Origin of the sequence: Paenibacillus massiliensis 2301065 = DSM 16942 (assembly GCF_000377505.1) — a bacterium.
GTDB lineage: Bacteria > Bacillota > Bacilli > Paenibacillales > Paenibacillaceae > Paenibacillus > Paenibacillus massiliensis.
The window spans coordinates 46499-70549 of record NZ_KB898196.1 but is presented as its reverse complement, the minus strand read 5'-3'; the positions used below and the strand labels follow the sequence as shown (position 1 = coordinate 70549).

At 51.7% G+C, this 24051-nt stretch carries 22 protein-coding genes; 15 read left to right on the top strand and 7 right to left on the bottom strand.

The features are described from left to right. Positions 1-95: 95 nt before the first annotated feature. The 3 genes from D328_RS0121425 to D328_RS0121415 all read left to right on the top strand — a co-directional run bounded on the left by D328_RS0121425 (position 96) and on the right by D328_RS0121415 (position 5087). Positions 96-3227 (top strand): DEAD/DEAH box helicase, encoded by a 3132-nt coding sequence (locus D328_RS0121425; RefSeq protein WP_018887096.1) that lies wholly within the window; start codon positions 96-98, stop codon positions 3225-3227. Between the two features lie 2 nt (positions 3228-3229). Further along, positions 3230-3919, top strand: a complete 690-nt coding sequence (locus D328_RS0121420; protein WP_018887095.1) for a hypothetical protein — start codon at positions 3230-3232, stop codon at positions 3917-3919. A 154-nt stretch (positions 3920-4073) separates the two neighbouring features. Continuing rightward, positions 4074-5087: a M15 family metallopeptidase gene (locus D328_RS0121415; protein WP_018887094.1), complete on the top strand. Its 1014-nt coding sequence runs from the start codon at positions 4074-4076 to the stop codon at positions 5085-5087. Positions 5088-5444: 357 nt separating this feature from the next. On the opposite strand, the gene D328_RS0121410 is transcribed toward D328_RS0121415, so the two are convergent. Then, on the bottom strand, positions 5445-6167 hold the full coding sequence (locus D328_RS0121410; protein ID WP_026281316.1) for a GTP pyrophosphokinase: 723 nt from the start codon (positions 6165-6167) through the stop codon (positions 5445-5447). Between the two features lie 373 nt (positions 6168-6540). After that, the gene (locus tag D328_RS0121405) at positions 6541-8970 is read right to left on the bottom strand and encodes an ATP-dependent helicase (protein ID WP_018887092.1); all 2430 of its coding nucleotides are present in this window, start codon (positions 8968-8970) and stop codon (positions 6541-6543) included. A gap of 316 nt (positions 8971-9286) precedes the next feature. Between D328_RS0121405 and D328_RS0121400 the strand changes: the two genes are divergently transcribed. After that, positions 9287-10165: a zinc ribbon domain-containing protein gene (locus D328_RS0121400; protein ID WP_018887091.1), complete on the top strand. Its 879-nt coding sequence runs from the start codon at positions 9287-9289 to the stop codon at positions 10163-10165. A 66-nt stretch (positions 10166-10231) separates the two neighbouring features. Beyond that, positions 10232-11011, top strand: coding sequence for a TrmB family transcriptional regulator (locus tag D328_RS0121395; protein WP_018887090.1), 780 nt, complete (start codon positions 10232-10234; stop codon positions 11009-11011). Here D328_RS0121395 and D328_RS29550 read toward each other — a convergent pair. Next, positions 11008-11682 (bottom strand): NUDIX hydrolase, encoded by a 675-nt coding sequence (locus D328_RS29550; protein ID WP_018887089.1) that lies wholly within the window; start codon positions 11680-11682, stop codon positions 11008-11010. The two genes, D328_RS0121395 and D328_RS29550, sit on opposite strands and share 4 nt — an antisense overlap. Before the next feature lie 313 nt (positions 11683-11995). Between D328_RS29550 and D328_RS0121385 the strand changes: the two genes are divergently transcribed. Then, positions 11996-12289, top strand: coding sequence for a hypothetical protein (locus tag D328_RS0121385; RefSeq protein WP_018887088.1), 294 nt, complete (start codon positions 11996-11998; stop codon positions 12287-12289). A 129-nt stretch (positions 12290-12418) separates the two neighbouring features. On the opposite strand, the gene mscL is transcribed toward D328_RS0121385, so the two are convergent. Next, on the bottom strand, positions 12419-12907 hold the full coding sequence (gene mscL, locus D328_RS0121380) for a large conductance mechanosensitive channel protein MscL (RefSeq protein WP_018887087.1): 489 nt from the start codon (positions 12905-12907) through the stop codon (positions 12419-12421). A gap of 115 nt (positions 12908-13022) precedes the next feature. Here mscL and D328_RS0121375 point away from each other — a divergent pair, with 115 nt between their 5' ends. Next, positions 13023-13595 carry a xanthine phosphoribosyltransferase gene (locus D328_RS0121375; protein WP_018887086.1) on the top strand — a complete coding sequence of 191 codons (573 nt, stop codon included), beginning with the start codon at positions 13023-13025 and terminating at the stop codon, positions 13593-13595. 181 nt (positions 13596-13776) lie between these two features. Beyond that, positions 13777-15036 carry a hypothetical protein gene (locus tag D328_RS0121370; RefSeq protein WP_018887085.1) on the top strand — a complete coding sequence of 420 codons (1260 nt, stop codon included), beginning with the start codon at positions 13777-13779 and terminating at the stop codon, positions 15034-15036. A gap of 82 nt (positions 15037-15118) precedes the next feature. On the opposite strand, the gene D328_RS0121365 is transcribed toward D328_RS0121370, so the two are convergent. Together D328_RS0121365 and D328_RS0121360 are read right to left on the bottom strand one after the other, a co-directional pair. Beyond that, complete coding sequence (locus tag D328_RS0121365; RefSeq protein WP_018887084.1) at positions 15119-15400, bottom strand: hypothetical protein; 282 nt, start codon at positions 15398-15400, stop codon at positions 15119-15121. A gap of 174 nt (positions 15401-15574) precedes the next feature. Further along, positions 15575-16750 carry an MGDG synthase family glycosyltransferase gene (locus D328_RS0121360; protein ID WP_018887083.1) on the bottom strand — a complete coding sequence of 392 codons (1176 nt, stop codon included), beginning with the start codon at positions 16748-16750 and terminating at the stop codon, positions 15575-15577. Between the two features lie 397 nt (positions 16751-17147). Here D328_RS0121360 and D328_RS0121355 point away from each other — a divergent pair, with 397 nt between their 5' ends. From D328_RS0121355 to map, 7 genes are all read left to right on the top strand, one after another. Then, entirely contained in the window at positions 17148-17336 is a 189-nt protein-coding gene (locus D328_RS0121355; protein WP_018887082.1) for a hypothetical protein, read from the top strand. A 190-nt stretch (positions 17337-17526) separates the two neighbouring features. Continuing rightward, entirely contained in the window at positions 17527-18171 is a 645-nt protein-coding gene (locus tag D328_RS0121350) for a TetR/AcrR family transcriptional regulator (RefSeq protein ID WP_018887081.1), read from the top strand. Between the two features lie 13 nt (positions 18172-18184). Next, positions 18185-19060 carry a substrate-binding periplasmic protein gene (locus D328_RS0121345; RefSeq protein ID WP_018887080.1) on the top strand — a complete coding sequence of 292 codons (876 nt, stop codon included), beginning with the start codon at positions 18185-18187 and terminating at the stop codon, positions 19058-19060. Positions 19061-19172: 112 nt separating this feature from the next. After that, the gene (locus D328_RS0121340; RefSeq protein ID WP_018887079.1) at positions 19173-19820 is read left to right on the top strand and encodes an amino acid ABC transporter permease; all 648 of its coding nucleotides are present in this window, start codon (positions 19173-19175) and stop codon (positions 19818-19820) included. 37 nt (positions 19821-19857) lie between these two features. After that, the gene (locus D328_RS0121335) at positions 19858-20604 is read left to right on the top strand and encodes an amino acid ABC transporter ATP-binding protein (RefSeq protein ID WP_018887078.1); all 747 of its coding nucleotides are present in this window, start codon (positions 19858-19860) and stop codon (positions 20602-20604) included. 74 nt (positions 20605-20678) lie between these two features. Then, entirely contained in the window at positions 20679-21104 is a 426-nt protein-coding gene (locus D328_RS0121330) for an OsmC family protein (RefSeq protein WP_018887077.1), read from the top strand. Positions 21105-21474: 370 nt separating this feature from the next. Then, the gene (map, locus tag D328_RS0121325) at positions 21475-22224 is read left to right on the top strand and encodes a type I methionyl aminopeptidase (protein WP_018887076.1); all 750 of its coding nucleotides are present in this window, start codon (positions 21475-21477) and stop codon (positions 22222-22224) included. Between the two features lie 190 nt (positions 22225-22414). On the opposite strand, the gene D328_RS0121320 is transcribed toward map, so the two are convergent. Next, on the bottom strand, positions 22415-23944 hold the full coding sequence (locus tag D328_RS0121320; protein WP_018887075.1) for a methyl-accepting chemotaxis protein: 1530 nt from the start codon (positions 23942-23944) through the stop codon (positions 22415-22417). Between the last annotated feature and the right edge of the window lie 107 nt (positions 23945-24051).

The window sequence follows — 24051 nt, the reverse complement described above, 5'->3', positions numbered from 1 at the left end:
TTTTTGGCGTCAGCATAATTTCGAAAGCATTTTGATTTGGCGGGATTTTCGTATATGATGAAGAGTAACAATTAGAGGCTGGACGGGAGATTGATATGAACCAACCGCTGTACGCAATTTGGCTTGGAGATGTAATGTTCTGCTTCTCGGGTGAGACTTCTGAGCCACGTGTCGATGCCTGGAGCAGTGTCGTACGAAGACTGAAGCTATCTAACGGAATACAACCTTTTCGGCAGGCAGCATTGCGGCTGGCTGAGCTGCGTGTGCCCAATACTGGACGTGCGGAGCAATCAGGCGGAGGCAAGAGGCGAGCCATGCTCGGACGTACATTGGAAGGACTGGCATTGGAGCCTGCAGATGCGCTTGAGCTGCTGCTGCGCTTGAGTGAACAGGACTGTGCTGCTGCAGGTATTCGGGCAGGAGAAGAGCTGCCTTATTGGCGGACAGCGGCGCGGTTTGCGCTTGAACTGATTCATAGAGGCGAGGTTGTGCCAGGCATCCAGCAGGTGCAGTCTGGCGGTGCCAGACGACGCGGTGTGCAGGAATCTGCGATGGGTGTCTGGCAGCCACGACTGGAATCTGAAGAGGATATCGGTAGATTTCGTGAGCTAGCAGCAGCAATGCCTGCGATTGGCCTGTCTGCGCCAACGCTGCTTGCGAATCATGATCCTTCCTCTCGGGAAGAAGCCGCAGCGATCGTGCTGCATTCCTTCATGTCTGCCATCATTCAGCAGGAGATGCGCAAGGCGACGGCGGAACGTGAGCGCGAGCTCTCCAGGCAGCGCCCGGATTATCGCCGCGGGACTTCACCGCTGGCTGATCTATGGTGGAACAGTCTGCTGACAGGTACGCGACCGATCACCATTCAGGGTACGCCAGCTGAGATGGAGGAGCTCCATGCACAGGTGGCTTCATTGAATGGAGCAGGTATTCCGCAGAGTGGGAAGGAAGAAAGAGAGCCTGAGGAAGGGAGCTTACGCCTGTGTCTGCGTCTTGAGCCTCCTCTGGAGGAGGGAGCTATGAACTGGCAGGTGACCTTCTGGGCGGAAAGTGTGCTGGAGCCGTCCCTCCGTCTATCAGCGGCGGATATATGGACGTATGACAAGCCTGATCTTGAACGCGGGCATATCATTTATCGCCAGCTTCGTCTGCAGCTACTCATGAGTATGGGACGTGCAGCGGAGGTGTCGCGTGAGGTGCAGGGGGCAATGCAGAATCCCTACCCGGAAGCCTTCACCTTGAGCCCGGAGCAGTTCTATCCTTTCCTGCTCGAATCCGTCCCAAGACTACAGAAGATCGGTGCAGCTGTACAAATGCCCTCCAAATGGAGCAAGGAGGGACGTAAGCGTGCAGGCTTGCGTCTGCGTATGCGTGAGCATGCAGAGGGTACTGCGTTCGGGACAAACGCAGTGGAGGCCTCTCCACTAGGCATGCATCAAATTGTAGCCTTCGATGCCGAGGCGGTGCTGGGTGGGAATGTGCTGTCACTGGCGGAGCTTGAAGCCATCGCTGCAACTAACCTGCCCTATGTACACTTGCGAGGCGAATGGGTTGAGATTGATCCGAAAGAGCTGCGACAGGTACTGAGATACATCAAGAAACAGGAAGAGGGCGAGATGACTCTGGCCGAATGGATGCATTTGTCTGCCGAGCAGGACCCAGAGGAGGGCTCCGTCTGGAAGGGCATATCCATCTATGGCACTGAGTCGTTCGGTCTGCTGGGCTCGCTGCTGGAGGGCGGTGTGCTAAGATCTGTTGCTCCAAGGCGGGTACCTCCCCAACTGCATGGACAATTGCGTCCATATCAGGAGCGTGGCTTCCAGTGGTTGTCTGCGATGCGTGATCTGGGCTTTGGTGTGTGCCTTGCGGACGATATGGGACTGGGAAAGACAATACAGGTAATTACCTGTCTACTCGATTACAGCCCGTCCAATAGCAACAGGGGGCCTGCGCTGATTATCTGCCCGACCTCCTTGCTCGGCAATTGGCAGCGGGAGCTACAGCGATTCGCACCCGACCTGTCGCTATATATCCATCATGGGGGCCAGCGACTGCATGGTGAGGATTTCGTGAACCAGGTTATGGATCATGAGATTGTACTGACGACCTATCATCTGGCTGGTCGCGACGGAGGCGATCTATCGGCCGTATCGTGGTCCTCCATTGTGCTGGACGAAGCACAATACATCAAGAATTCCAGGACCAAGCAATCGCAGAGCGTTATGAAGCTCTCGGCTCCGCATCGGATTGCCATGACAGGCACTCCCGTTGAGAACCGTCTCAGCGAGCTGTGGTCGATCTTTCATTTCCTGAATCCTGGTTATCTTGGAAGCGCGACCTCCTTCCGGCACCGGTATACCGGAGCAGCGGAGGATCGACAGGAGATGCTACGTGAGCTGCACAAGCTTGTCTCGCCCTTCATGCTGCGCAGATTGAAGAGTGACCCCGATATTCGCAAGGACCTTCCAGAGAAGCTGGAGCTCAAATCATATTGTGTGCTGACTCCAGAGCAGGCGGGTATGTACAGGGGCGTCGTTGATCAATTGATGGGGACCTTGGATGGACAAAGTGGCATCGCACGCAAAGGCTTGGTCCTCTCCTCCTTGACGAAGCTGAAGCAGATCTGTAATCACCCTGCTCTATTAGGGAGTAAACGGGGAGAGAATACCAAGTCAGAGGCCTCGGGCAAAATGGAACGACTGCTGGAGCTGATCGAGGCCATACGTGCCAATGGAGAAGCAGCACTGATCTTCACTCAGTATGTAGCTATGGGAGAGCTTCTGGTATCACGTCTGGCACGGATGTATGACGAGCGTCCTTCTTTCCTCCACGGCGGGCTGTCCAAGCAGCAGAGAGATGAGCTGGTGCAGCGATTCCAACAGGGGGAAGGACCAGATATCTTCGTTCTCTCGCTTCGAGCAGGAGGCGTCGGTCTGAATCTGACACGGGCTAGCCATGTCATCCATTATGATCGCTGGTGGAATCCCGCTGTGGAGAATCAGGCGACAGACCGTGTATTCCGGATTGGACAGAACCGCAATGTTCAGGTGCACAAGCTGATTTGTCAGGGCACGCTGGAGGAACGGATTGATGAGCTGATTGAGAGCAAAAAGATGCTGTCCGAGCAGGTTGTCGGCTCTGGCGAGAATTGGCTTACAGAGATGTCAGATGAAGAGCTGCGAGGCTTGGTTGCCTTGCAGAATGATATTTGGTTGCAGGGGGAATGAAGATGCGAATAAGTCTGCAGGTGGCTGCAGGGACATGGTCGGCAGAGTGGGGCGATGAGCGGCAAGAGCAGCCTGTGTGTACAGTCACAGGCAAGACGGAACTGCTTGCTCTTCCAACCAGAGAGAGCATATTGAACAGGCTACGCGGCTTCCCCCTGGAGCTGTACCAACTATTGCAGGGAGAGGCATCTGAATGGATCAAAAGACAGCTGCCCCTCCTTATCCTTGAAGACTGTAGCTGTGGAGAGCAGGAGTGCAGGCATGCCACGGAGGCACTGGCTGTGCTAGAGGCTGATCCGTTGCTCAGACTGGAAGCAGCAGGGCTGTCGAAGGCGGAGCTGTTATCAGGCGTATTTGACGAGTGGGCGAGAGACCGGGGAAGGACACCTGGAAGTAATCCTCTCGAACGACTCGCTGTCGATCCGTCTGGGGAGGGCAGACGAGGGGGGGGCGCATTCGGTGAGTGGATTGCGGAGGCAGCGGCCGAAGGAACCCTTCATCAACCAGGCCCCGAACTGCATACGTTCGAGATTCGCTCATCTACAGGGCCGGTGTCTCAGCCTGAGCTTCGTGATGTAGCCGCCCTGATGTCTCATCACCCTAAGGCGCTTCAGGCACTCGACATCGTTCGTCAGCATGCCGCTGCGAATGTGCAGGAACGAATTGGAAGTCTGTCGAAAAGAGACGTCTGATAGACGAATTAGGCTATAATAGGACTATATCAGTTACTCAGTTCATGGCATGGTCCTATATGAACATCGTGACTTATTCACAATTTGGATACAATGGGATGGTGCGATCTGAAGATCGAATATTCATCCTGACATAGATGAAGGAGCTTATCTCATGGAGCATATGAAGCACCGCATGAGCGGTTATAAATCTTGGACAAGACTGTTGATTCCGGGCCTACTGGTGCCAGCAATGCTGCTAGGCGGTTGCGGCGAAGGGGGAGCCGGCAAGCAGGAGAGCGACAACCTGGCGGCCTCTCAAGGAGAGCAAGGCGGAGAGCAGTCTGTACAGCCTGCTGCACCGGGGACAGATACACCAGCAGTAGACGGCAGCACTGACGACAACAACACTGAGGTATCCCCGGGGTCTGCTACTGGATCTACTGGTGCAGGACAAGCATCGGGAGATCAGGCCGCAGGTGGGGACTCAGGAGTGGGACAGGCTACAGGCGGTTCGAGCTCGTCAGCAGCTCCAGTGCTGGCACAACGTCAGAACAATGCACTGCAAGCGACAGTACAGGAGCAGGGAAGCAAGGCTGTAGTGACGAACGCTGAGGCCATTGCTGTCATTGTGAACAAGCAGCGTAGCCTTCCAGATGGCTATGAGCCTAGTGATCTGGTCGAGCCGAATGTACCGTTCTCCTTCGACGGCCCTCATGAGAAGCGCCATATGCGTAAGGAAGCAGCTCAGGCACTTGAGGAACTCTTCGCAGCAGCAGAGCAGGATGGGATAGAGCTGCGCGCTGTCTCTGGATACCGGTCCTACAAACGTCAAGAGGCCATCTATAACAACAACGTGAAGACCAAGGGTGAGACCTATGCATCACGCGTGAGCGCCGTCCCTGGTATGAGTGAGCATCAGACGGGGCTGTCCATCGACGTATCCAGCCCAAGTGTAGGGAATGCGCTGGAAGAGTCGCTTGGCAGCACCAAAGAAGGCAAATGGCTCGCAGAGCATGGACCTGAATATGGCTTTGTCATTCGCTATCCAGATGGCAAGGAGAGTATTACGGGTTATGTATATGAGCCTTGGCACATTCGATACCTTGGCAAGGAGCTTGCACAAGACGTAGCCAAGCTGGGACTGACGCTGGAGGAGTATTTTGACGAGGATCATATGAAGCTGTAGTGACAAGAGAATCATTGAAGTGTAGTGTATCGGAGAAGCAACTGAACTTGCAATGAGACGAGGATCATGCAAGGTCATAGCGATCTAACAATAGAAAAAACAGGTCGGGGACAGAGCTCAGTGAAGTGCTCCCATCATAGTAGACAGTAGAAAAAACAAAACTTCTACTTCTACTATGATGGGAGCATATCAGCTCAGTGGTTCTCGACCTGTTTTTTTGTTCTCTTCACTGGCTGTAGTACCAGCTCCACATAGCAGAGCTGGTCACAAGTCAGGCCTGCTCTCGGGGCATAAGCTTGTGCTCCGGGAGCAGGCCGTTTTTGTTCACATTGTCATTAGGACAAGCTAAGAACGGGACTAGGAAGGCTGTCGCTGTCCGTCACTCAGGGACAGGATTTCACGACGCAGACTCAGCATCTTGTCATCCAGCGCATTGGCCGCTTTGGCTGCCTCGGCGAGCTCAGTCACAACATATTCCGGTACCTGTTTGTCAAATTTGTAATACAGGATATGCTCCAGGCTGGCCCAGAAATCCATAGCGAGCGTACGCATCTGAATCTCGACCTTCATCCAGCGCTTGCCCTCGAACAGGATCAGGGGCACCTCTACAATGACATGCAGACTTTGATAGCCGTTAGGCTTAGGATGAGCAATATAGTCCTTTACTTCTATGATGCGTATATCCTCACGGGTCTGCAAATGATCCAGCAGACGATAGATATCCTTGACAAAAGCACATACGATACGCATACCCGCTATGTCGTGAATCTGGGATAACACGTTATCCACCGTGACTTCATATCCTTTACGGCGGACCTTTTCCAATATACTATGGGGCTCCTTGATCCGAGTCTTGATATGCTCAATGGGACTGAAGCCATCCATGAGCTTCCATTCGGTCTGAATCAGCTTGATCTTGTTCTGGAGCTCCTCCAAAGCGAGCTGGTACATGACGGGTATTTTCTTCCACTCCTCGAACTGCTTGGCGAGCTGATGATTAGTCTCCAGATGCTGCTGGAACTCATGAAGCGGGAGTGGGATTTGATTCAAAGTTGACGAATTGGATTCAGTCACATGCATTCTCCTAGCCGGCCGTACATGGAAGTTACATCGCAGCAGGGCAGTGCTGGCAATCGGTGTTCCCAAAAGGTAGATGGGCTTCACGATCCACGGCCTCGTTAAAGCGTGGTGACCTGCCAGATATCCTGTCTTGCTAATATTCAGCCTGCGAATTATGTACTGCTGAGCGCTGTACACTGTCACTTTCGTATTGAATAGCCCTGCACGTGCCGTATGTGTTTTTTTCGGGCTGTTCTTGCCTTAATTCTATTGTACACTAAGCCGAATCTTACAAGCAAAAGCTTCACGCTTAAAGTGAGCTTAAATTATGAAAAAATGTGCATAGCGTATGTGTCGAATCTTCCAAATGTATACATATAAAGGATCTATGATCTTATCTGGCGGGCACAGCACGAGTACCCGTCTGCATCGCTGCTGAGCATAGCGGACATGCAGGCGGTGCCTCCCGCGTCGTCTGTCTGGTAAATCCAGCTTGTTCTGCCTGGCCAGCTGTTCCTTGTCTGGCCTGACCTGTCTTTTGGTGAACTGCTGACGATCCGCTTCGGTTAGTAGATGAGGCTGCTGACGCTCCAGATGCTCCCCGGGTGTCTTGTCGCATCCAGGCTCCGCAAGCCACATCCGGGCAGACCCACACCGGTATGGTGACGGTGCGGGGGCTTCGCCCTTCGCTAACTCGTTCCTTGACCTCCGGTCTTGATGTCGAAGGGCGAGAGGGTACCTGCTTGACTCCGTAAGCTTCCAGCAGAAAGCGGGATACAGCGGCAGGCTTCCCATGATGAGACGCTGGAGACGTAATATACAGCATATGCTTCGCTCGTGTGACCGCTACGTAGGCCAGTCGCCGTTCTTCTTCAAGCAGGGCATCCGTATCGGATAAAGTTGTGCCTGAAGAGCCCGCAGTTGCCTGACCTTGGCGCAGGTCCTCCGGTGCCTGGGAGGCTAGAGCCGAGCTGTGCGGGAGCAAGCCCTCGCTGGCACCGATCCAATATACGCAGGGAAATTCGAGGCCCTTGGCACGATGAATGGTCATGAGATGCAGTGCATCCCCGTCAGCAGCAGCCTGTAGCTGCTCCATTTCTTGATGACGCCTTGTCAGCTCGTTAGCGAAGCCTACGAAATCCTCCACTGTCTCGAAGCGCTGCGCAGCAGTCTCAAGCTCCTCCAGACTTTCCTGAATGGTCTCTTTGTAGTGTGTCCATGTACCCGGATCACCGCTCTCCAGATATTTATCATAAAATGTGCGTCGCATTTCCTGGATGGCTGCTACAGGCTTCATCCCTGCGAGATTCTTAATCAGGCGAATCCGTTCTTTGACTTGCTCATGCTGGAAGTTCTGCAGTCGATCCCAACGGGTCAGGTGAATGAGCGGATACTTCTTGGGCTGCTTGCGGTCCTCCGTCTGGAGATACTCGATTCCTGACTCCCGAGGCACATAGAGGGGGCCAAGTACACTGGGAAGCGCCTCCTTCAGCCGAGGGTTCAGGGCCAGCCGCAGATGATCCATCAGCGGACGAATCAGGGACTGATCATAGAATACGGAGCTCGCACCATATTGGACAAAAGGAATCTCCCGCATGACTAACTGCTCGAAGATCGCCCGACTGGCGCTCGCGGTACGGTGTAGAATAGCGATATCAGCATAACGCAGCGTACCCTCCTCTACCTGCTGGGTCAGGTGCTGGATTACATGGGCGGCCTCCTCTTCCGCTTGAGCGGGAGTGAAGTATTGCGGCTCTAGGCCTCCTGGACCTGCGGACATGAGAGTCTTCTTCCGTCTCCGGCGATTTACAGCGATGATGCGTGAGCCCAAGCCGAGAATGCGAGGATCACTGCGATAATTAATATTCAGGGTAATAATCTTGGCTCCCGGATAGACGCGGTCGAACTCCAGAATGGACTCCTGACGCGCACCATTGAATGTGTAGATGGTCTGGTCGTCATCACCCACAACCATCAGGTTGCGATGTGGGGCGGCCAATCTGCGTACCATTTCATACTGGAGCACATTGGTGTCCTGGAACTCATCGACCATAATATAAGAGAAGCGTCGCTGTAGTGGACGCAGGATGTCTGGATCACGCATCATAGTCGCTGCCCGTAGCAGAATGTCGTCGAAGTCTATTTTATGACGATCCCGCTTCCATTCCTCGTAGCCCAAGACGACCTGCTTCAGATCAGCTTCCTCGGGAGTGGACTCAGGCAGCTCCTCCACCTGTCTACCTTCTCCCTTCCAGGCAGACAGGGCAGACAGGATGGTCTCTGGCTGCATGGCATCACTTAACCGCAGACGACGCAGGAGCATTTTCATCACAGTATGCTGTGCCTGCGTATCTCCGAAGATTTCCTCTTGTACACCCTGATGCCGGAGCAGTGCGAGTGCAAAGGAATGGAACGTACGGGCTTGTACGGCTTTGGCAGCAGCGGGTCGAATTCCAGGTAATGCGGCGATTCGCTCTTTCATCTCGGTAGCAGCTTTACTGGTGAAGGTAACGAGAAGCAGTGAAGACGGGGCTACACCACGTACCGTAATGAGATAGCCCGCTCTGGCGGCGAGCACTGTCGTCTTGCCGCAGCCTGCACCAGCCAGGGTTAGAAGAGGTCCTTGTCCGTAGCGCACCGCATCAATCTGCGGCTTATTCAGCAGAATGCCAGCCTGCTCAAGGGCGCGAAAATAAGCAGCATCTGGCTCGTGCTCGTGCACTAGCTCCCTGCTGGTATCGAGAGAGGCTCTGGAAGCCTCCGGCTGTGTTGTATGATAGGCAACCCCGAGTGGACGGGGGTAAAATGTACTTATGGGGTTCATACTGTGAAACCTCTTTCGTTTTCAAAATCTTCCATTTTCACATTCCAGCACACTTTTTGGTATGATAGACATGTTCTGAACAGACAGGCGCGACTTTCGAGCGAAAATTGCGTCCAACAACTAATATGAATATATAGAAATCCATTATAGCGAAGATTGGCCGCTTCCAACAGTAGCCCGGCAAAAGGGGATTGCGTATAGACCTAGCCACAAGGCTGACCATAGCCATGGAAATATCGTTAGGCTCATACGGTGCAGGCGCCTGGAGGATGTCTGGCAGGCATATGGCTTGAAGAGGAACGAGGAGGATACAGATATGAAATTTATTCAGCGTATTAAAGATGGGGCGAACAGAGCGACAGAGAAGGCCCAACATGCGGTAGAGATCGGGAGAATTAATAATCAGATTGACGCGATCCAGCAAGAGATGGACGTGCATTTCTTGCGGATGGGGCAGGTCTTCTACGAGGGCTACCGTTATTCCGATATGTCCATTGCTGAGGTGGAAATGACCCAGCTGTCCAAGGAATGTGATAAGCTGCAGGACGATGTGGATCGGCTGCGTGGGATCATTGCTGAGCTGAAGAACGAACGGCTGTGCGAATGCGGTGCCTCCGCTGCACTGGACGCCAACTTCTGTCCGAAGTGTGGGCGCAAGCTGACGAATGACTTCGGCAGCTCGCCATCTCGCACTCAAGCTCATACTCAAGCCCAAGCTCAAAGTAATACTCAAAATCATACTCATGCCCATTCTCAGGCTGCAGTAGCAAGCGACATTTCCTCGATTCTGCGGGAGAGTGGCTTGGGTCATAAGGAGCCTACTCTGGAGAAGGCGCCAGAGCAAGGGCAGGAGAAACGCAAGTTCGAGCTGCCGGAATTGGACGAGGATGGGTACGGTTATGCAGAACATGATTTCTCGCCTGAGGAAAAGGCGGAATTCGATGCAGAGTGGGAGCGTCGCCGACAAGAGGAGCTAGCTGCCAAGCAGATGGAGGAAGAGAAGCTGGCACGTGAACGCAAGCGTCAAGAGGTGTTGGATGAGCGAATCCGCTACTGGCAGGAGAACAATCAGACTGACGCTCAGGCAGCACCACGCGTAAATACGGATCGTGAGCTGGTACGCTGTCAAATCTGTACTGCTGAGCTGCCACAAGGCTCCAAGTGGTGTCCCCGCTGCGGTGCTGAACAAATCTGATGCAACTGGGTCCCTGCTGAATAGGCAGGGATCTGTCGTTCGACAGCATGGAGGGACGAAGAGGATATGGAACGATTGCTGCATCATCTTAGAAATCTGGGATTTACCGAAATGGAGGGCAAGACCATGCTGGATCTTGCCCGGTACGGAGCCTCCTCAGGCTATGAAGTAGCCAAGCGCCTGGGAGCCTCACGCTCGAATGTGTACGCCGCCTTGCAGCGGCTCGCCAGCCATGGCTATTTGCGTACCAGTGAAGGAGAGCCTGTGCGGTACAGCGTACTGCCGGCTGAGGAATTAACACGGATTATCTCAGGCCAGGTACAGGAATCACTGGAGGCTGTGGTAGAGGAAATGCCTCGTCCGGAGCCTGATAAGTCTCCCTTCTATAACATGGAAGGGGACAGGAACATTATTGATACCGTGCTGCGTGAGCTTCGTCGCTCACAGCATGAGGTCATTGCGGATGTGTCCCGCGAGGAAGCTGAGCTCCTTAGAGAGGAGCTTGCACAGGCGGAGGAGCGAGGCGTCAAGCTGCTGTGGTCGTATGACGGAGGAGAGGCTCCGTCCGTGCGCTTGCTGCCTTTGGATACATTCGGCGAGCTGACGCCTATGACGGGGCGCGCCTTCTCGCTGATCATTGATCGCCGCTGGTGCATACTCGGCACGAGGGACGGAGAAGGTCAGGCGCAGGCGGTAGTAACTGAGCACCCGGTGATGACTCGCCTGCTGCTGAACCATTTTGCACAGGAAGTAATCTTGTTCGAGCTGGAGCACGATATGGGCACAGAGCTCTCGGCCCGCTACGGTCCAGGCTTCCGCTCCATTGTAGATAAATACACGCGCTAGTGCAGGCGCGTGTCCACCTCATTACTGCCAGCTATGAAGTGTAATAGTGCTCTGCATACTCGCTGATAGTAGTCCATCTGACGAGGAACGAATTGATCTGCCGTGATTTGTCGATCTTCCAGTGAAGATGAGCTACCTGCGAACTTGGCCTCCACATTCACACCTCGGGCGTGGACGGTAGGCAGCCTGCCTTCAAATAAAGCCAGCATGTCCTCCAGCTCTGCTTCGTACAGCCCTGCTACTTCCTCTTGCTGAAGCTGGTACGCATGCAGTGGTCGTTGATCCAGTAGGCCAAATACGGAGCTAACCTCACGATCCACGAACGGCACTCCATTCAGATAACCCTGTAATTCCTCTCGTGTATGTCCTAAAGGAATCAATTCATGCAGCTCTGCCTTTACTCCCAACTCTTCCTGAAGCTCACGGGCGGCCATACTCATATCCTCTCCTGCGGTCAGATGTCCAGCAGCCGTGATGTCATATAGATCCGGATAGGTATCCTTGGTGGACTGTCTTTGCTGGAACAGCAAATAGCTTCGGGCATCCTCCTGCCGAGCAATCCAGCAATGGAATGAGTGATGCCAGTAGCCTAAGCGATGGGTGTCATGCCTGCTGGCTGTGCCGATCCACCGATCTTCTTCATCATAGATATCGAAACGTTCCTCTGTCATGCTCGTAATCTCCTTTGTGGGCATATTGTAGCTGTATAAGCTGTATTAGAAATGGGGCCTTGTTCTGATTAAGCGTCTCGTGTTTGGATAAAATACATAAATTTTTGCTAATTGCAGGGTAGTTCTCTTGATCAGAATGGTAAACTATAGGTAAGGGTCTGCTGTATGGTTGGTTATACATTATACGCCCATCGGCCTGCTTTGCCGAGTGTGGCAAGGGAATTACAGCTGGTTAACCTGCGCAGATCGGGGCAAGCTGGATAAGACTATGGAAGTGTATGTGACGAATTATGGTATTAAGGAGGTGGAAGTGATGGAATGTATCGTTCACTTTCGCGTTGTGCATGATGAAGAGGTCAAAGAGCTAAGAGGCTTGATCTTTACAGATGATGGGGCTGCACCGAATATGAATCAGCTGACAGAAATGTTCGGGAACATGGGCTACAATGTAAGAGCAGATCAGACGGATGAATTGGTGTTCAAGCCGACAGATGCGAAATCTGGCTATAAGTATATCCGTGTGACGGAATTGGATACGGGGGAAGAGGTGTACAGCGAGGATCGCAATCTTCGTGCCTTGCTGGAGAACCTGTTGCCTAGACGTTAAGAGGCCAAGAGATCAGCTACAAGTCACTCATACAGCATGACGATAAGCGCCCGCGACGTGGTATGCTGCTCACAGACATGCCACGCCGCGGGCGTGTGATATTCGCCCGAGCTATACTGGACGAGCCGATCAGGAGCTGACGGACTCCTCCAGTTGGGAAGTGCATTGGGAGCAGCGTACAGCCTTCACAGGAATCTCGGAGAGACAGTACGGGCATTCCTTGGTTTTTTTCTCGGGAGCAGGCTTGTCCTGTTCCTTACGCTTGAGCATATTGATGCCCTTGACGAGTAGGAAGATACAGAACGCGACGATAACGAAATCCAGCAGGACATTGATGAATTGTCCGTAAGCAATGACAGCTACACCTGCATCCTGGGCCTGAGCGAGGGACATGGAGCTGCCATCCGGGTTCAGGTGATTCTCATCCAGCGGATAGTAAAGGTTGGAGAAGTCTGTATCTCCGAGAATTTTACCGATCGGCGGCATCAAAATATCATTCACAATAGATGTGACGATTTTGCCGAAGGCTGCTCCGATAATAACCCCTACTGCAAGATCAATGACATTGCCACGTACAGCAAACTCCTTGAATTCATGTAATAATCCTTTTCTCTTCATACACAGTGGCACTCCTTATCTTGAGATAATCGAATCGAGCTTGAGTTTCTACAGCCTATTTTACACAAAATTTGTGATGTTCTAAATATGGATTTGGTGATCGGGGGTTGAAATCGTGCAACTTTTACAGGATAAGGTGCGTAAAGAAGGTATTGTGCTCAGTGACACGGTGCTGAAGGTGGATTCCTTCCTGAATCATCAGATGGACCCCATGCTTATGAAGGAGATTGGCCGTGAATTCACGCGTCGCTTCTCGGATCAGGCCATTACGCGTTTGCTTACCATTGAATCATCGGGGATTGCACCAGGCATCATGACCGCTCTGGAGCTGGATGTCCCCCTGATCTTTGCACGCAAGCACAAGTCTCTCACGCTGCGAGAGGATATTTGGGTTGAGCAAGTGTATTCTTTTACTAAGCAGGAGACGAATGAAATCACGGTGTCTCGCAAATTTTTGCACGAGGGTGAGCGTATCCTGATCATTGATGATTTTCTGGCTAATGGAGAAGCGGCCTTCGGGCTGACAAGGATTGTGGAGCAGGCAGGAGCGGAGGTCGTTGGCATCGGTATTGTGATTGAGAAGGCCTTCCAGCCTGGCGGGCGCCTGTTGCAGGAGGCTGGTTACAGAGTCGAGTCTCTGGTGCGTATTGCGTCGCTGGAGGATGGGAAGGTTCATTTTGTTGAGTAGTATCTTGATAGGATAGTGTTTCGTTAGAGTAGGAATGGTATAGTTTAGTAACAATGACCGAAATGGTGCCGAGCGTATATACATGTACATGTTGCTGAATTTGTCCAATATGTACTCTTGTTATTTTGAAATACAGAAGTGGAGCTCGTGCACAAGAAATGCTGAAAGGAATGAATCCGACATGAGTATGAAATGGTGGAAATGTGGAGGAAGTGTAGCGCTGGGAGCCGTATTAGTGTTATCTTCTCAGCCAGCAGTCTTGGCAGCTAATGCAGCCGATGTAAGTGTATCCAAGCCGCTGGAGGCTGCTTATTGGAATGCTCCGTCCTTGCCTGTGGCGCAGGCCGAGCAGAAGCTGCTTGAGCCAAATCAGTCCAAAGTGTTCGCCTTGCCATCCAAGCAACGGGTGCACGTATACACGCAACAGCCTGTTGTGAAGTCTGCCGAGGGGCAAGAGACTAGCGACTCGTACCTGTATACATTGCAGGCCTTCAATGATCAGACTGGGGAGTCACTGTGGCAGTATACATTCCAATCCGCGGATGGGGCCTATGCAACGTCTGTAGAGCTGATGCCTACGGATTCAGGTTCCTTCTACGCTTATGTGAAGTATACCGATGGCACGAACAAATTAATATCCTTGTCAGACAAGGGGCTAGAGCGGTGGAATCAGAATATATCATCGGGTAGTATCATTAAGCTGATGAATAACGGGGAGCTGTACGTATTTGAAGAGGCAACGGTCAGAGCGGATGGCACTGCAACCTCTGTCGTTAACCGTTACAGCGACGCTGGTAAGCTAACTGGAGGAGGTACTGTGAACGGAGCCTTTGTCGCTGCCGAGCAGGATCGAATCGTTATGGATAGCCAAAGAAAGGTCAAAACCAAAGACGGATGGCAGCCATCGGGCAGCACGGTGCTTGATGTTCTGAACCTGGAGTTAAAGCCGATTAACAATTACATCTTCCCGGCGAATGCTAATGTCTCGGCTGGAGACCCCACACGCTATTCCATTCATGCTATGAATGACAGTACCTTCATGCTGCGTATCCAGACAGAAGGTGTTAACGATCTGCTCATGTCCTTTAACAAGGATGGGGATAAGCAATGGGAGCTCACCATTCCCGATGAAGCCCACATCGTGGTGAATGATCAGTACTATGTACTTTATACTGAGCACAGCATAGAGCTCTATTCTCAGCAGAACCAGATCGTCCAACGCTCTTATACGGAGGACACTATTCTGCCGGGGGCAGTAACACTGACTTCGGCTGGGGATGTACGCATCCAACTGAAGGATCGCTACGAGGTGCTGAATAAGATTAATCTGAAGCTCCAGCGTGCCTTCACTACCGGATATATGGATGCAGCCTCTGGTGTGACCGATACGGCCTTTTATGCCGTTGTAGATCATAAGCTGGTAAAACAAATTCTGAGATAATAAGCACCGCAGGTTCCCACGTAAGGGACCTGCGGTTTTTTAAAGCGGGTCTATTAAGATCTCATGTAAAGCTCGTATGGGCTTAGCGGTCACCACGCTCCATGTGCCGACGAGGATGAGTAATCTTCCCTTGCTTGTCCACGTCATCCTCCTTGGGAACAAGGCGTGGATCGGTGCGGCCTTCATGATGATTGTCAAAGGAATACTCCGTCATCTGCCACTCACTGGACCCCAGTACCAGATCCGATGGAAAATGCTGTCCCCGCTTCAGATGCTGCTCGTGACCATCCTCATCGGTGTAGACTCCATCTACCTCCACTTGCTCTCCCGAGAGTGGGAGCATGTCTTTCCCTTTACGTTCCATGGCTTGGCTCCTTTACGTCAACTTGATAGCACTCGCCAGCAAGGGCTTGCTGGATGGCTCCATATACTCCTATTAAGCTGTCCGTACTGACGTAAAGTTATGCGAGAGCCCAATAAAGATACGTGGCCGCTGACTCTGTTTTTCTGCTTCACGGAGGCTGTATGCTGTAGCGTTCTACTGCTCCATAGCTGTGGGCAGAGGAGCGAACCATTGCTGTATAATATCCTCCGCAATGTGCTCTGCCGCCCATGGCTTCCCGAGCTGCCTGGCTGTAGCTGCCATCGCTGCATAGGTATGAGGGGCGGACAAAATCCGGGTAACCTGTTCAATTAACTGCTCGAAATGAGTAGAGATGAGTGCGGCTCCCTTGCGCTCCAGATATAAGGCATTGTTCATTTCCTGTCCTGGTACCGGACGGTAGATCAAGATTGGCAAGCCAGAGGATAGACTTTCCGACAGGGTAATTCCCCCGGGCTTTGTAATGACGAGGTCACTCCTACGCATTAATGCTGCGATGTGATCTACGTACCCGAAGATCTGGATATTGGAGCAGTGCGTAAGATCTCTCATCAGGCGCTCCCGTAGTGACTCGTTCCGACCGCATACGACCAGCACCTCGACATCAGGCAGAGCTGCCAGCCTACTGCACAGAGTGTGCATCCCGGTCATGACACCATAAGCTCCCCCTAGCAGCAGAATCGTCTTGGTCTTGTTGTCTCCGCCTGCATTGAGCTCTATGATATTTGGCTGATGGATCGCTTCATCCACCAGAGTCATCTCCTCCGTGCTCATCTCGTGAAAGGAAGCATGGACTGGAATGCCTGATGGGACAATCCGTTCCGGGTCCATCCCTCGCTCGATCGCCTCAAGCTTCATATCCTCGGTCGGCACATAATAACGATCTATTTCAGGGTGTAGCCATCTTCCGTGCAGATCAAAATCAGTAATGATGTTCACAATGGGCAGCCTGATTCCACGCTTGCGCCGCAATGCGGGTAATGCGAGCTGTGGAAACGTATGAATGACCAAGTCGGGTTGTTCCTCGTTCAAGGCCTTGGCGAGCTGACGGATACCGAAGGAATGCAGGACATGGCCGAAGGCAGACCGTGCGCTCATGTCCTTGGTGCGATTGTAGACCCAGCCGTACATCCTTGGGATCGTCTTGAAGCTCTGCATGTATACGAATTTCGTAACCTCATTGAGCAGAGGGTGTGCCTCGGCCATGAGATCGAGTAATCGAACCTGGAATCCTCTATTCGTAAGGCTTTGCTTGACCGCGAGTGAGGCCTGATAATGTCCAGCCCCGTAGCTGGCATAGAGAATCAAGACTTTGGGCTGATTCTTCAGCATGACGCTTCCTCCTAATAGATTGCTTCATGAAATGGGCTTAAATCGTGCAATACTACGCAGTTGATCATGATGAATGTTCTCTTTTGAGAATATGCCCAAACATATTGAGCTGTAAATACCGATATTAATCTATAACCGTGCTTTGCATCGAAAACATGAAATTAAAAAAAGTTCATGAAGCCCGGAAAGCTGAAACGAAGTTTTGAATATGTTATACTATGAATGTGATTCATTTTGGTCAGATTCGGGTAATAAAAGTGTCAGGTACACTGCCATTAGGTAGTTCCCGACCTAAGCTGCGTTTTCTACACCTACTTCAAATGTATATGACAACACAACTTTGCGGCATTCTCTTCAACGAAGCATTTATTTTTCAACGTTTTGGGAGGGAGTTATCATGGCAACGAAAGGTCATAACGAAGTAAAGGAAAGTCTGCGGGAGATGACTCGAATTTTCCGGCCTAAAGATCCCAAAAAATTCGTAAAAGAGTACGTACGCAAATATCGGATTACGGGAGGTTATGAAGAAGAGCTAACTCTAGTCGTGGAGAATGAGCTGGGGCGCCTGAACTCTTCTGTCTCTTGAGCCGTTCGTTTGCTGTATACACATAAACGCATCGGCATGGGGCCGTCCAGATCGCAACAATGATGTTGTGGTCGGACGGCTTTTTTGTGTCTGCTGAAGCAATAGAAAATCAATGTATTGACAAATTCGTAGTTGTCCTATAGGATTTAGTCATTAACCGACTGACTGATCAATCGGGAGGGATGGACTATTGAAAAAAGACACATTTATCGCACCAGATGATCGACGCGCTCAAATTCTGCAAATTGCATTAAAGAAATTCGCCACAAATGGCTATCATATGACTAAGGTATCCGACATTGTTCGCGAGGCCGGTGTAGCTCAGGGAACCTTCTATTGGCATTTCAAGAGCAAAGAAGCACTGGCTCTGGAGATTATCGAGACCGGGCGTGTTGCCCTATTGGATGTCATTCATCAGGGCTACCGGCAGCAGCCAGGGGATATACCGGATATGGTCAGAGCCTCAGAGACGCTGTTCTGCTCTCTATTCATGTTCGCAGCAGACAATCGCTATTTGATGGAGCTGCTGCTTAAGGGGAACGGTGTCGAAGAGACGGTGCGTCAGCATATTGTTGAAGTAAGACAGGCGATGGAACAGGCATTTCGCCGAAATATCGAACGTGCGATGGAGTTGGGGATGCTGCCACCTAGCCTTGATGTAGAGCTGCGTGCGGCACTGCTGATGGGCTTGCTTGAAGGTCTCATTTCCCGTTGGCTGTTCGGCTCGGAGAAATTACATCAGTCAATTGCTTCAGCTACGGCTGAGCGACTCGCCGCGGAAGCAGCTAATTTTGAATTTTACGGATTGCTGGGCAAGTCCCGGGACCAAGAATAAGGAGAGAATGAAGATGAAGACGAACCCACGCAAGAGCTGGCAATGGACAATTACATTACTCGCGGTACTCACATTGATCCTGAGTGCATGCAGCACGACCAACAACCCGGCAGCGAATAGTGGCACTAATGGTAACACTGAGACTCCAGGTACAGAGACGGCTGGAGGGAATCTGCTGGAGAACATCAAGAGTGCTGGAGTGCTGAAGGTGGGAACGATGGGAACCTATCCACCCTACACATTCCTGAACAATCAGAATGAAGTAGATGGCTTCGATCCTGATATTGCCAAGGAGGTTGCAAAGCGTCTGGGTGTAGAGGCCGAGTTCACAACTCAGGAGTTCTCCGGGCTAATTCCTAGCCTTCAGACAAGCAAATTCGATGTTGTGGCCAGTCAAGTGACGATCACCGATGAGCGGAAGCAGCAGATTGACTTCTCAGATGGCTATATCACAAATAGCGTCAAGATTATTGTGAACAGCAGCAATAACGATATTACCAAGCTGGAGGATTTCAAAGGAAAGACGATCGGCGTCGGACTGGGCACCAACGATGAATCCTACCTGCGCAATGAAGTATTGCCAAAGTATGGTCCTTTTGAAATCAAGACCTATAACGATGTAATTACCTCCCTTAAAGATCTTGACGTAGGCCGAATTGATGCCACGATCAATAACCTGTATGCGCTGAAGCCGCTTGTAGATCAAAACGGATTCAAGATTAAGGCGGTTGGGGAGCCCATCAAATCAGATCAGGCAGGAATTGCGCTGCGCAAGGAGAACCCTGAACTGCGAGATGCGATCAACAAGGCGCTTGCGGATATGAAGAGTGATGGAACGTATGAGACGATCTTCAAGAAATGGTTCGGCGAGGCGCCGCCTGCCCAATAACAACACATGGTGTGCTGCTGAGGCTGTTCATGGATCGTTCATGAATGGCCTCATGCTGTGACGATAATATACGGGAGATCCCGACTATCGTCTTCGGGAAGGAGAAATTTAAATGCTGCAAATGGTATTGAACGGCTTGCCATTCCTATTGGAAGGCGCCTATTATACGCTCTTGTTAACGGTCGTTTCCATGACCTTCGGTCTGTTGATCGGTTTGGTTACAGCAGTGGCACGGCTGAAGGGCAATCGCTTCATTCGCTGGCTGGCGCGGGCCTACGTGTCGATTATACGCGGTACCCCTTTGCTGGTGCAGATCTGTATCATTTATTACGGTCTAGTCGATTATGGTGTTACGCTTGGCTCGCTGACGGCAGCTTATATTGCACTTAGCGTGAATGCGGGTGCTTATCTATCCGAGACGTTCCGTGGAGCGATTCTGTCTGTGCCGAACGGACAGATGGAAGCGGCGCTCGCCACGGGAATGACTCCCTCACAGGCGATGCGTCGGGTAGTGCTTCCGCAAGCTGCTCGCATTGCGATTCCACCGATGGGCAACACCTTCATCGGCATGCTGAAGGAGACCTCACTGGTCTCGGTCATTACCGTCAGCGAGCTGCTACGTCAGGCTCAGCTACTGCAATCGCAGACGTTCGTATTCATGCCGTATTATATCGCTATTGGCATCATCTACTGGCTCATGAGCACAGGGCTGTCATTCCTGCTGGAGCGTGTGGAGCATAGACTGGCGCGAGCTTATTGAGATGCAGGACCACTGAAATTCAATGGAGTGAGTGCATATGATTACAACTAAAGGCTTAACGAAGCATTTTCAACATAACGAGGTTCTGAAGGGCATTGATCTGCATGTGAAGGCCGGAGAGATTGTTGTGCTGCTCGGGCCGAGTGGGTCAGGAAAGAGTACGCTGCTACGATGTCTTAATGGCTTGGAGGAAATATCCGGAGGAGTCTTCGAGGTGAACGGCATCCAGGTAGCAGCAACGGCTCCAGTTCGTCAGAAGCAGCAGGCAATCCGTGAAATTCGCAAGCAGACAGGCATGGTGTTCCAGCAATTCAACCTGTACCCCCACATGACTGCACTGGGGAATGTCATTGAGGGGCTTGTCACCGTCAAAAAAATGGATCGCAATCAAGCCATTCCGATCGGCCAGCGTCTGCTAGATCGAGTAGGGCTGAAGGACAAGCAGGATGCGTATCCCTCCAGATTGTCGGGAGGACAACAGCAGCGTGTCGCAATTGCCCGTTCGCTCGCGATGGAGCCAGCCATGATGCTGTTCGATGAGCCTACATCAGCGCTGGACCCGGAGCTGGTAGGTGAGGTGCTCAGTGTCATGCGCGAGCTGGCCCGTGAAGGGATGACGATGCTCGTCGTCTCTCATGAGATGAAGTTCGCCCGTGAGGTCGCAGACAAGGTCATCTTCATGGCGGATGGATTCATCGTGGAGGAGGCTGCACCACAGGCATTCTTCGAGGCTCCGCGTGAAGAGCGGACGAAGCGTTTTTTGCGGCAGATTACGGAGTTTTAGTGCGATATATAGACAATTGGAGCGATTAGCGACCTATATAGGTAAACAAATTTACAGCGGAAAGAAGGATGAACATGAAAGTTACAACAACCTGGGAAGGAAAACGAGCCTTCACCTCCGAAGGACCGTCAGGATATAGCGTAGGCATGGATGCTACAGCCAAATATGGTGGAGATGGCAAAGGGATGACACCCATGGAACTGCTGCTGGCAGGGCTCGGCGGATGCATGGGAATCGATATCACGATGATTCTGGACCGTTTTCTCCCATCCATAGAGCGCATTGATATTGTAGCTGAAGGCAAGCGTAAGGAAGAGAACCCTACAGGCTTCACCGCGATTGATCTTACGTTCCATGTCGATGGCGATATCCCGGATTATCGGGTATGGAAGGCGATCGAGATGGGCAAAGAGAAGTATTGCGCAGTATCAGACTCTCTGAAGGCAGAGATTCATATGCACCTTGTCTTGAACGGAGTCGATACACCGAAGCCTGCCTGAGTCGTTCTGTGGGGTAAGGAGCAATAGCTCGTCTGGAACAGTGTGCTCTGGAAGAGTATCTTCTGGAATAGTGTAATAGCCGTGTAATAGCTGAAACAGTATGTTTAGGTGTCAGAAACACACGTAATATTTGATTACTAGATTACGGTATAAGCCGTCCGACTACAGCAGCATGTACAGCATGTGTGTTGTTGTAATTCGGGCGGCTTCTTGACGTTGCTAACACCTGCTTCCTCTGGCATTCACAGGAACATCATGCGCGAGTTCGCATACAGCTTCATACAATGGAATAGGTATGACTCTATAGGCGTGACGATTGTCAGGATAGAGAAAGCTGAGTGAACAAGACATAGGGAGGGAGAGAGGGCTCATGACCATACGCATACGTACCCCGGAAGAGATCGGATATATGCGGGAGGCGGGGAGGATTCTGGCGGCATGCCATGATCAGATTGCACGCTGGATGGTACCTGGGATTACAACAGCAGAGATTGACAATCGGGTGGAGGAGTTCCTATACAGGAGTGGAGCCACCCCGGAGCAGAAGGGTTATAAAGGTTTCCCTTACGCTACATGCGCCTCGGTGAATGATGTTGTCTGTCATGGCTTTCCCAGCAGCAAGCCACTTGAGCCAGGGGATATTGCAACTATTGATATTGTGGTGAACAAGGACGGTTGGCTAGCCGACCGAGGCTGGACTTATCAGGTGGGGACGGTCAATAAGCCAGTGGCCCGCCTGCTGCACACGACACATAAGGCACTTATGAAAGGCATCCAGAAAGCGCACATCGGCTTCACGCTGGGTGATATTGGCTATGAGGTAGAGCAAACGGCGAGGCAGGGTAGAGTGGGAATCGTCAAATCCCTCGTTGGACATGGAATTGGCAGACAGATGCATGAGCCGCCGGAGGTGCTTCATTTCGGACGGCCGGGTACAGGGATGAAGCTATGCGAGGGTATGGTGTTCACGATTGAGCCTGTGTTCATGCTCGGCTCTAGTGGTGCTGTATTATGGGGTGACGATGGCTGGACGATCAGTTCAGCTGATGGAAGCTGGGGAGCTCAATATGAGCATACGATTGCTGTGACGAAAGAGGGGCCGCTCATTCTCAGTGAGTAGTACGGATCAGCAGTCACCAGGAACTATAGTACCCTCATATAAGTAGTAGGGTCATTCTCCACTTCGGTATTTTGCGAAAAATTAGTAATCCGTGTCTCCAGATCCGGTGGCTAAATACTATTGGTAGCTCCATTCAAAAGGGCCTCTGACTCCTGCATGACAGGAGAAGAGGCCTTCGTATTGCCATAGACTACAGATTACGCGAAAAGTTGACCAACTCCTGCGACATCCGGTTAATCTCATCCATGGAGGCATTGACCTGCTGTGTCAGTGCCGCCTGATTCTGAGTGAGGAAGGACATCTTGCCGATGTGGTCCAGAATTTGATCGATCAAATTCTTCATGTCCTGCATGCTACCCTCAATATTCACTGTAGCCTCTGAGCTGTGATCCGCCAGCTTCCGAACTTCCCCGGCTACGACGCCAAAGCCTAATCCCAGCTCGCCTGCCCGTGCAGCCTCAATGGCTGCGTTCAAGCCGAGGAGATTCGTCTGGCTGGCGATCTCGCGAATGAAGGCGGTAATATTCTTGGTCTCTTCCGCACTGTTCTTCACTTGCAAGGCGGCTTCCGCCGATTGCTCCTGTGCATTGACCAGATCTTGAGCCTGTTCGGTGATGGAGTTGATGCCCCGGATCATTTCGTTAATGGCATCAAATAGCTGCTGGGTCTTCAGTGTCATGGCCTGTACGACTTCTTCCTTGTTCTTCTCATGAGTGACATCCCGGATCGTACCGGCTACCCGCAGAGGCACGCCTTTGCTATCACGCACGGTCTCCCCGCCGGCATGGAACCATCGGTATTCTCCGTTCTTGAGCTGCAGACGATAGTCCAGATCGTATGGTGTCCGTCCCGAATAATCATTCATATGCGCTGCAAAAGCATCCACTGTCCGCTGGGCATCCTCGGGGTGAAGTCGACTGCTCCAGCTGCTAAAGATGTTGGGGAAGTCGCTCTCATCCTGAAAGCCAAGCGTCTTGCGGAACTGAGGTGACCACCAGAACTCGTTGTTCGGGTTGACCACATCGCCGGCTACGACAGTCATATCCCAAGGAGCCTCCACCAGGGCACGGTTGATGAGATCATATCTGGTAATCAGAGCTTGCAGCTCATCGGCTTCTACCTTCTGTTCATGAATGTCGATGATTAGTGATAATAGCGTGTAGGGGATTCCTTGTTCGTTATACAGGAATTTGCAAATGGTACGATACCAGCGGTACTGATCTCCTTTGGTATGTACGCGGCCTTCCAGCTCTAGTGGCTGCTGATTCCGTTCAGCGGCGTGCTGTGTGAGGGAATTACGAATCAGCGGCTGGTCTTCCTGATGGAATACATCTGTCCACGAATGAAGAGATTTAGGCATATCATGGGTATGATCCATCTGAAATAATCTTACGAATTCTGGGGAAGGCAGAACGCGATTGTCCCGGTGCAGTGGATCACCATCGACAACAGTAATCTCACAGAACCCGGAAATGGCAGAATGTCTGTATAGCTCAAGCACCTGCGTACTTGTCTCAACTCTGCCGGTCAGCTTGTCTACGATCTGATTGATCTCCTGGGCTAGCTCTTGGGCAATAGCAGGTGCAGCCTCATCCGTGGACAAGCGCGCCTCTAGTTGACCTGAATCCAATGAAGCGGACAATTGCTTCACCTGGTCAAGCATCTGCTGAAGTGATGTAGCTGTCTGTGATGGCTTGGAGCTTGCGTTTTTGAGGAACATGGTGAAGGTCTCCTTTTATCATTTTATAAACATGCACAAAGAGCGTATGCAGTAATGAAGGTTGTACGGGTTAATCATTTTATCGACGAAAGTCATGAAGCGCATAA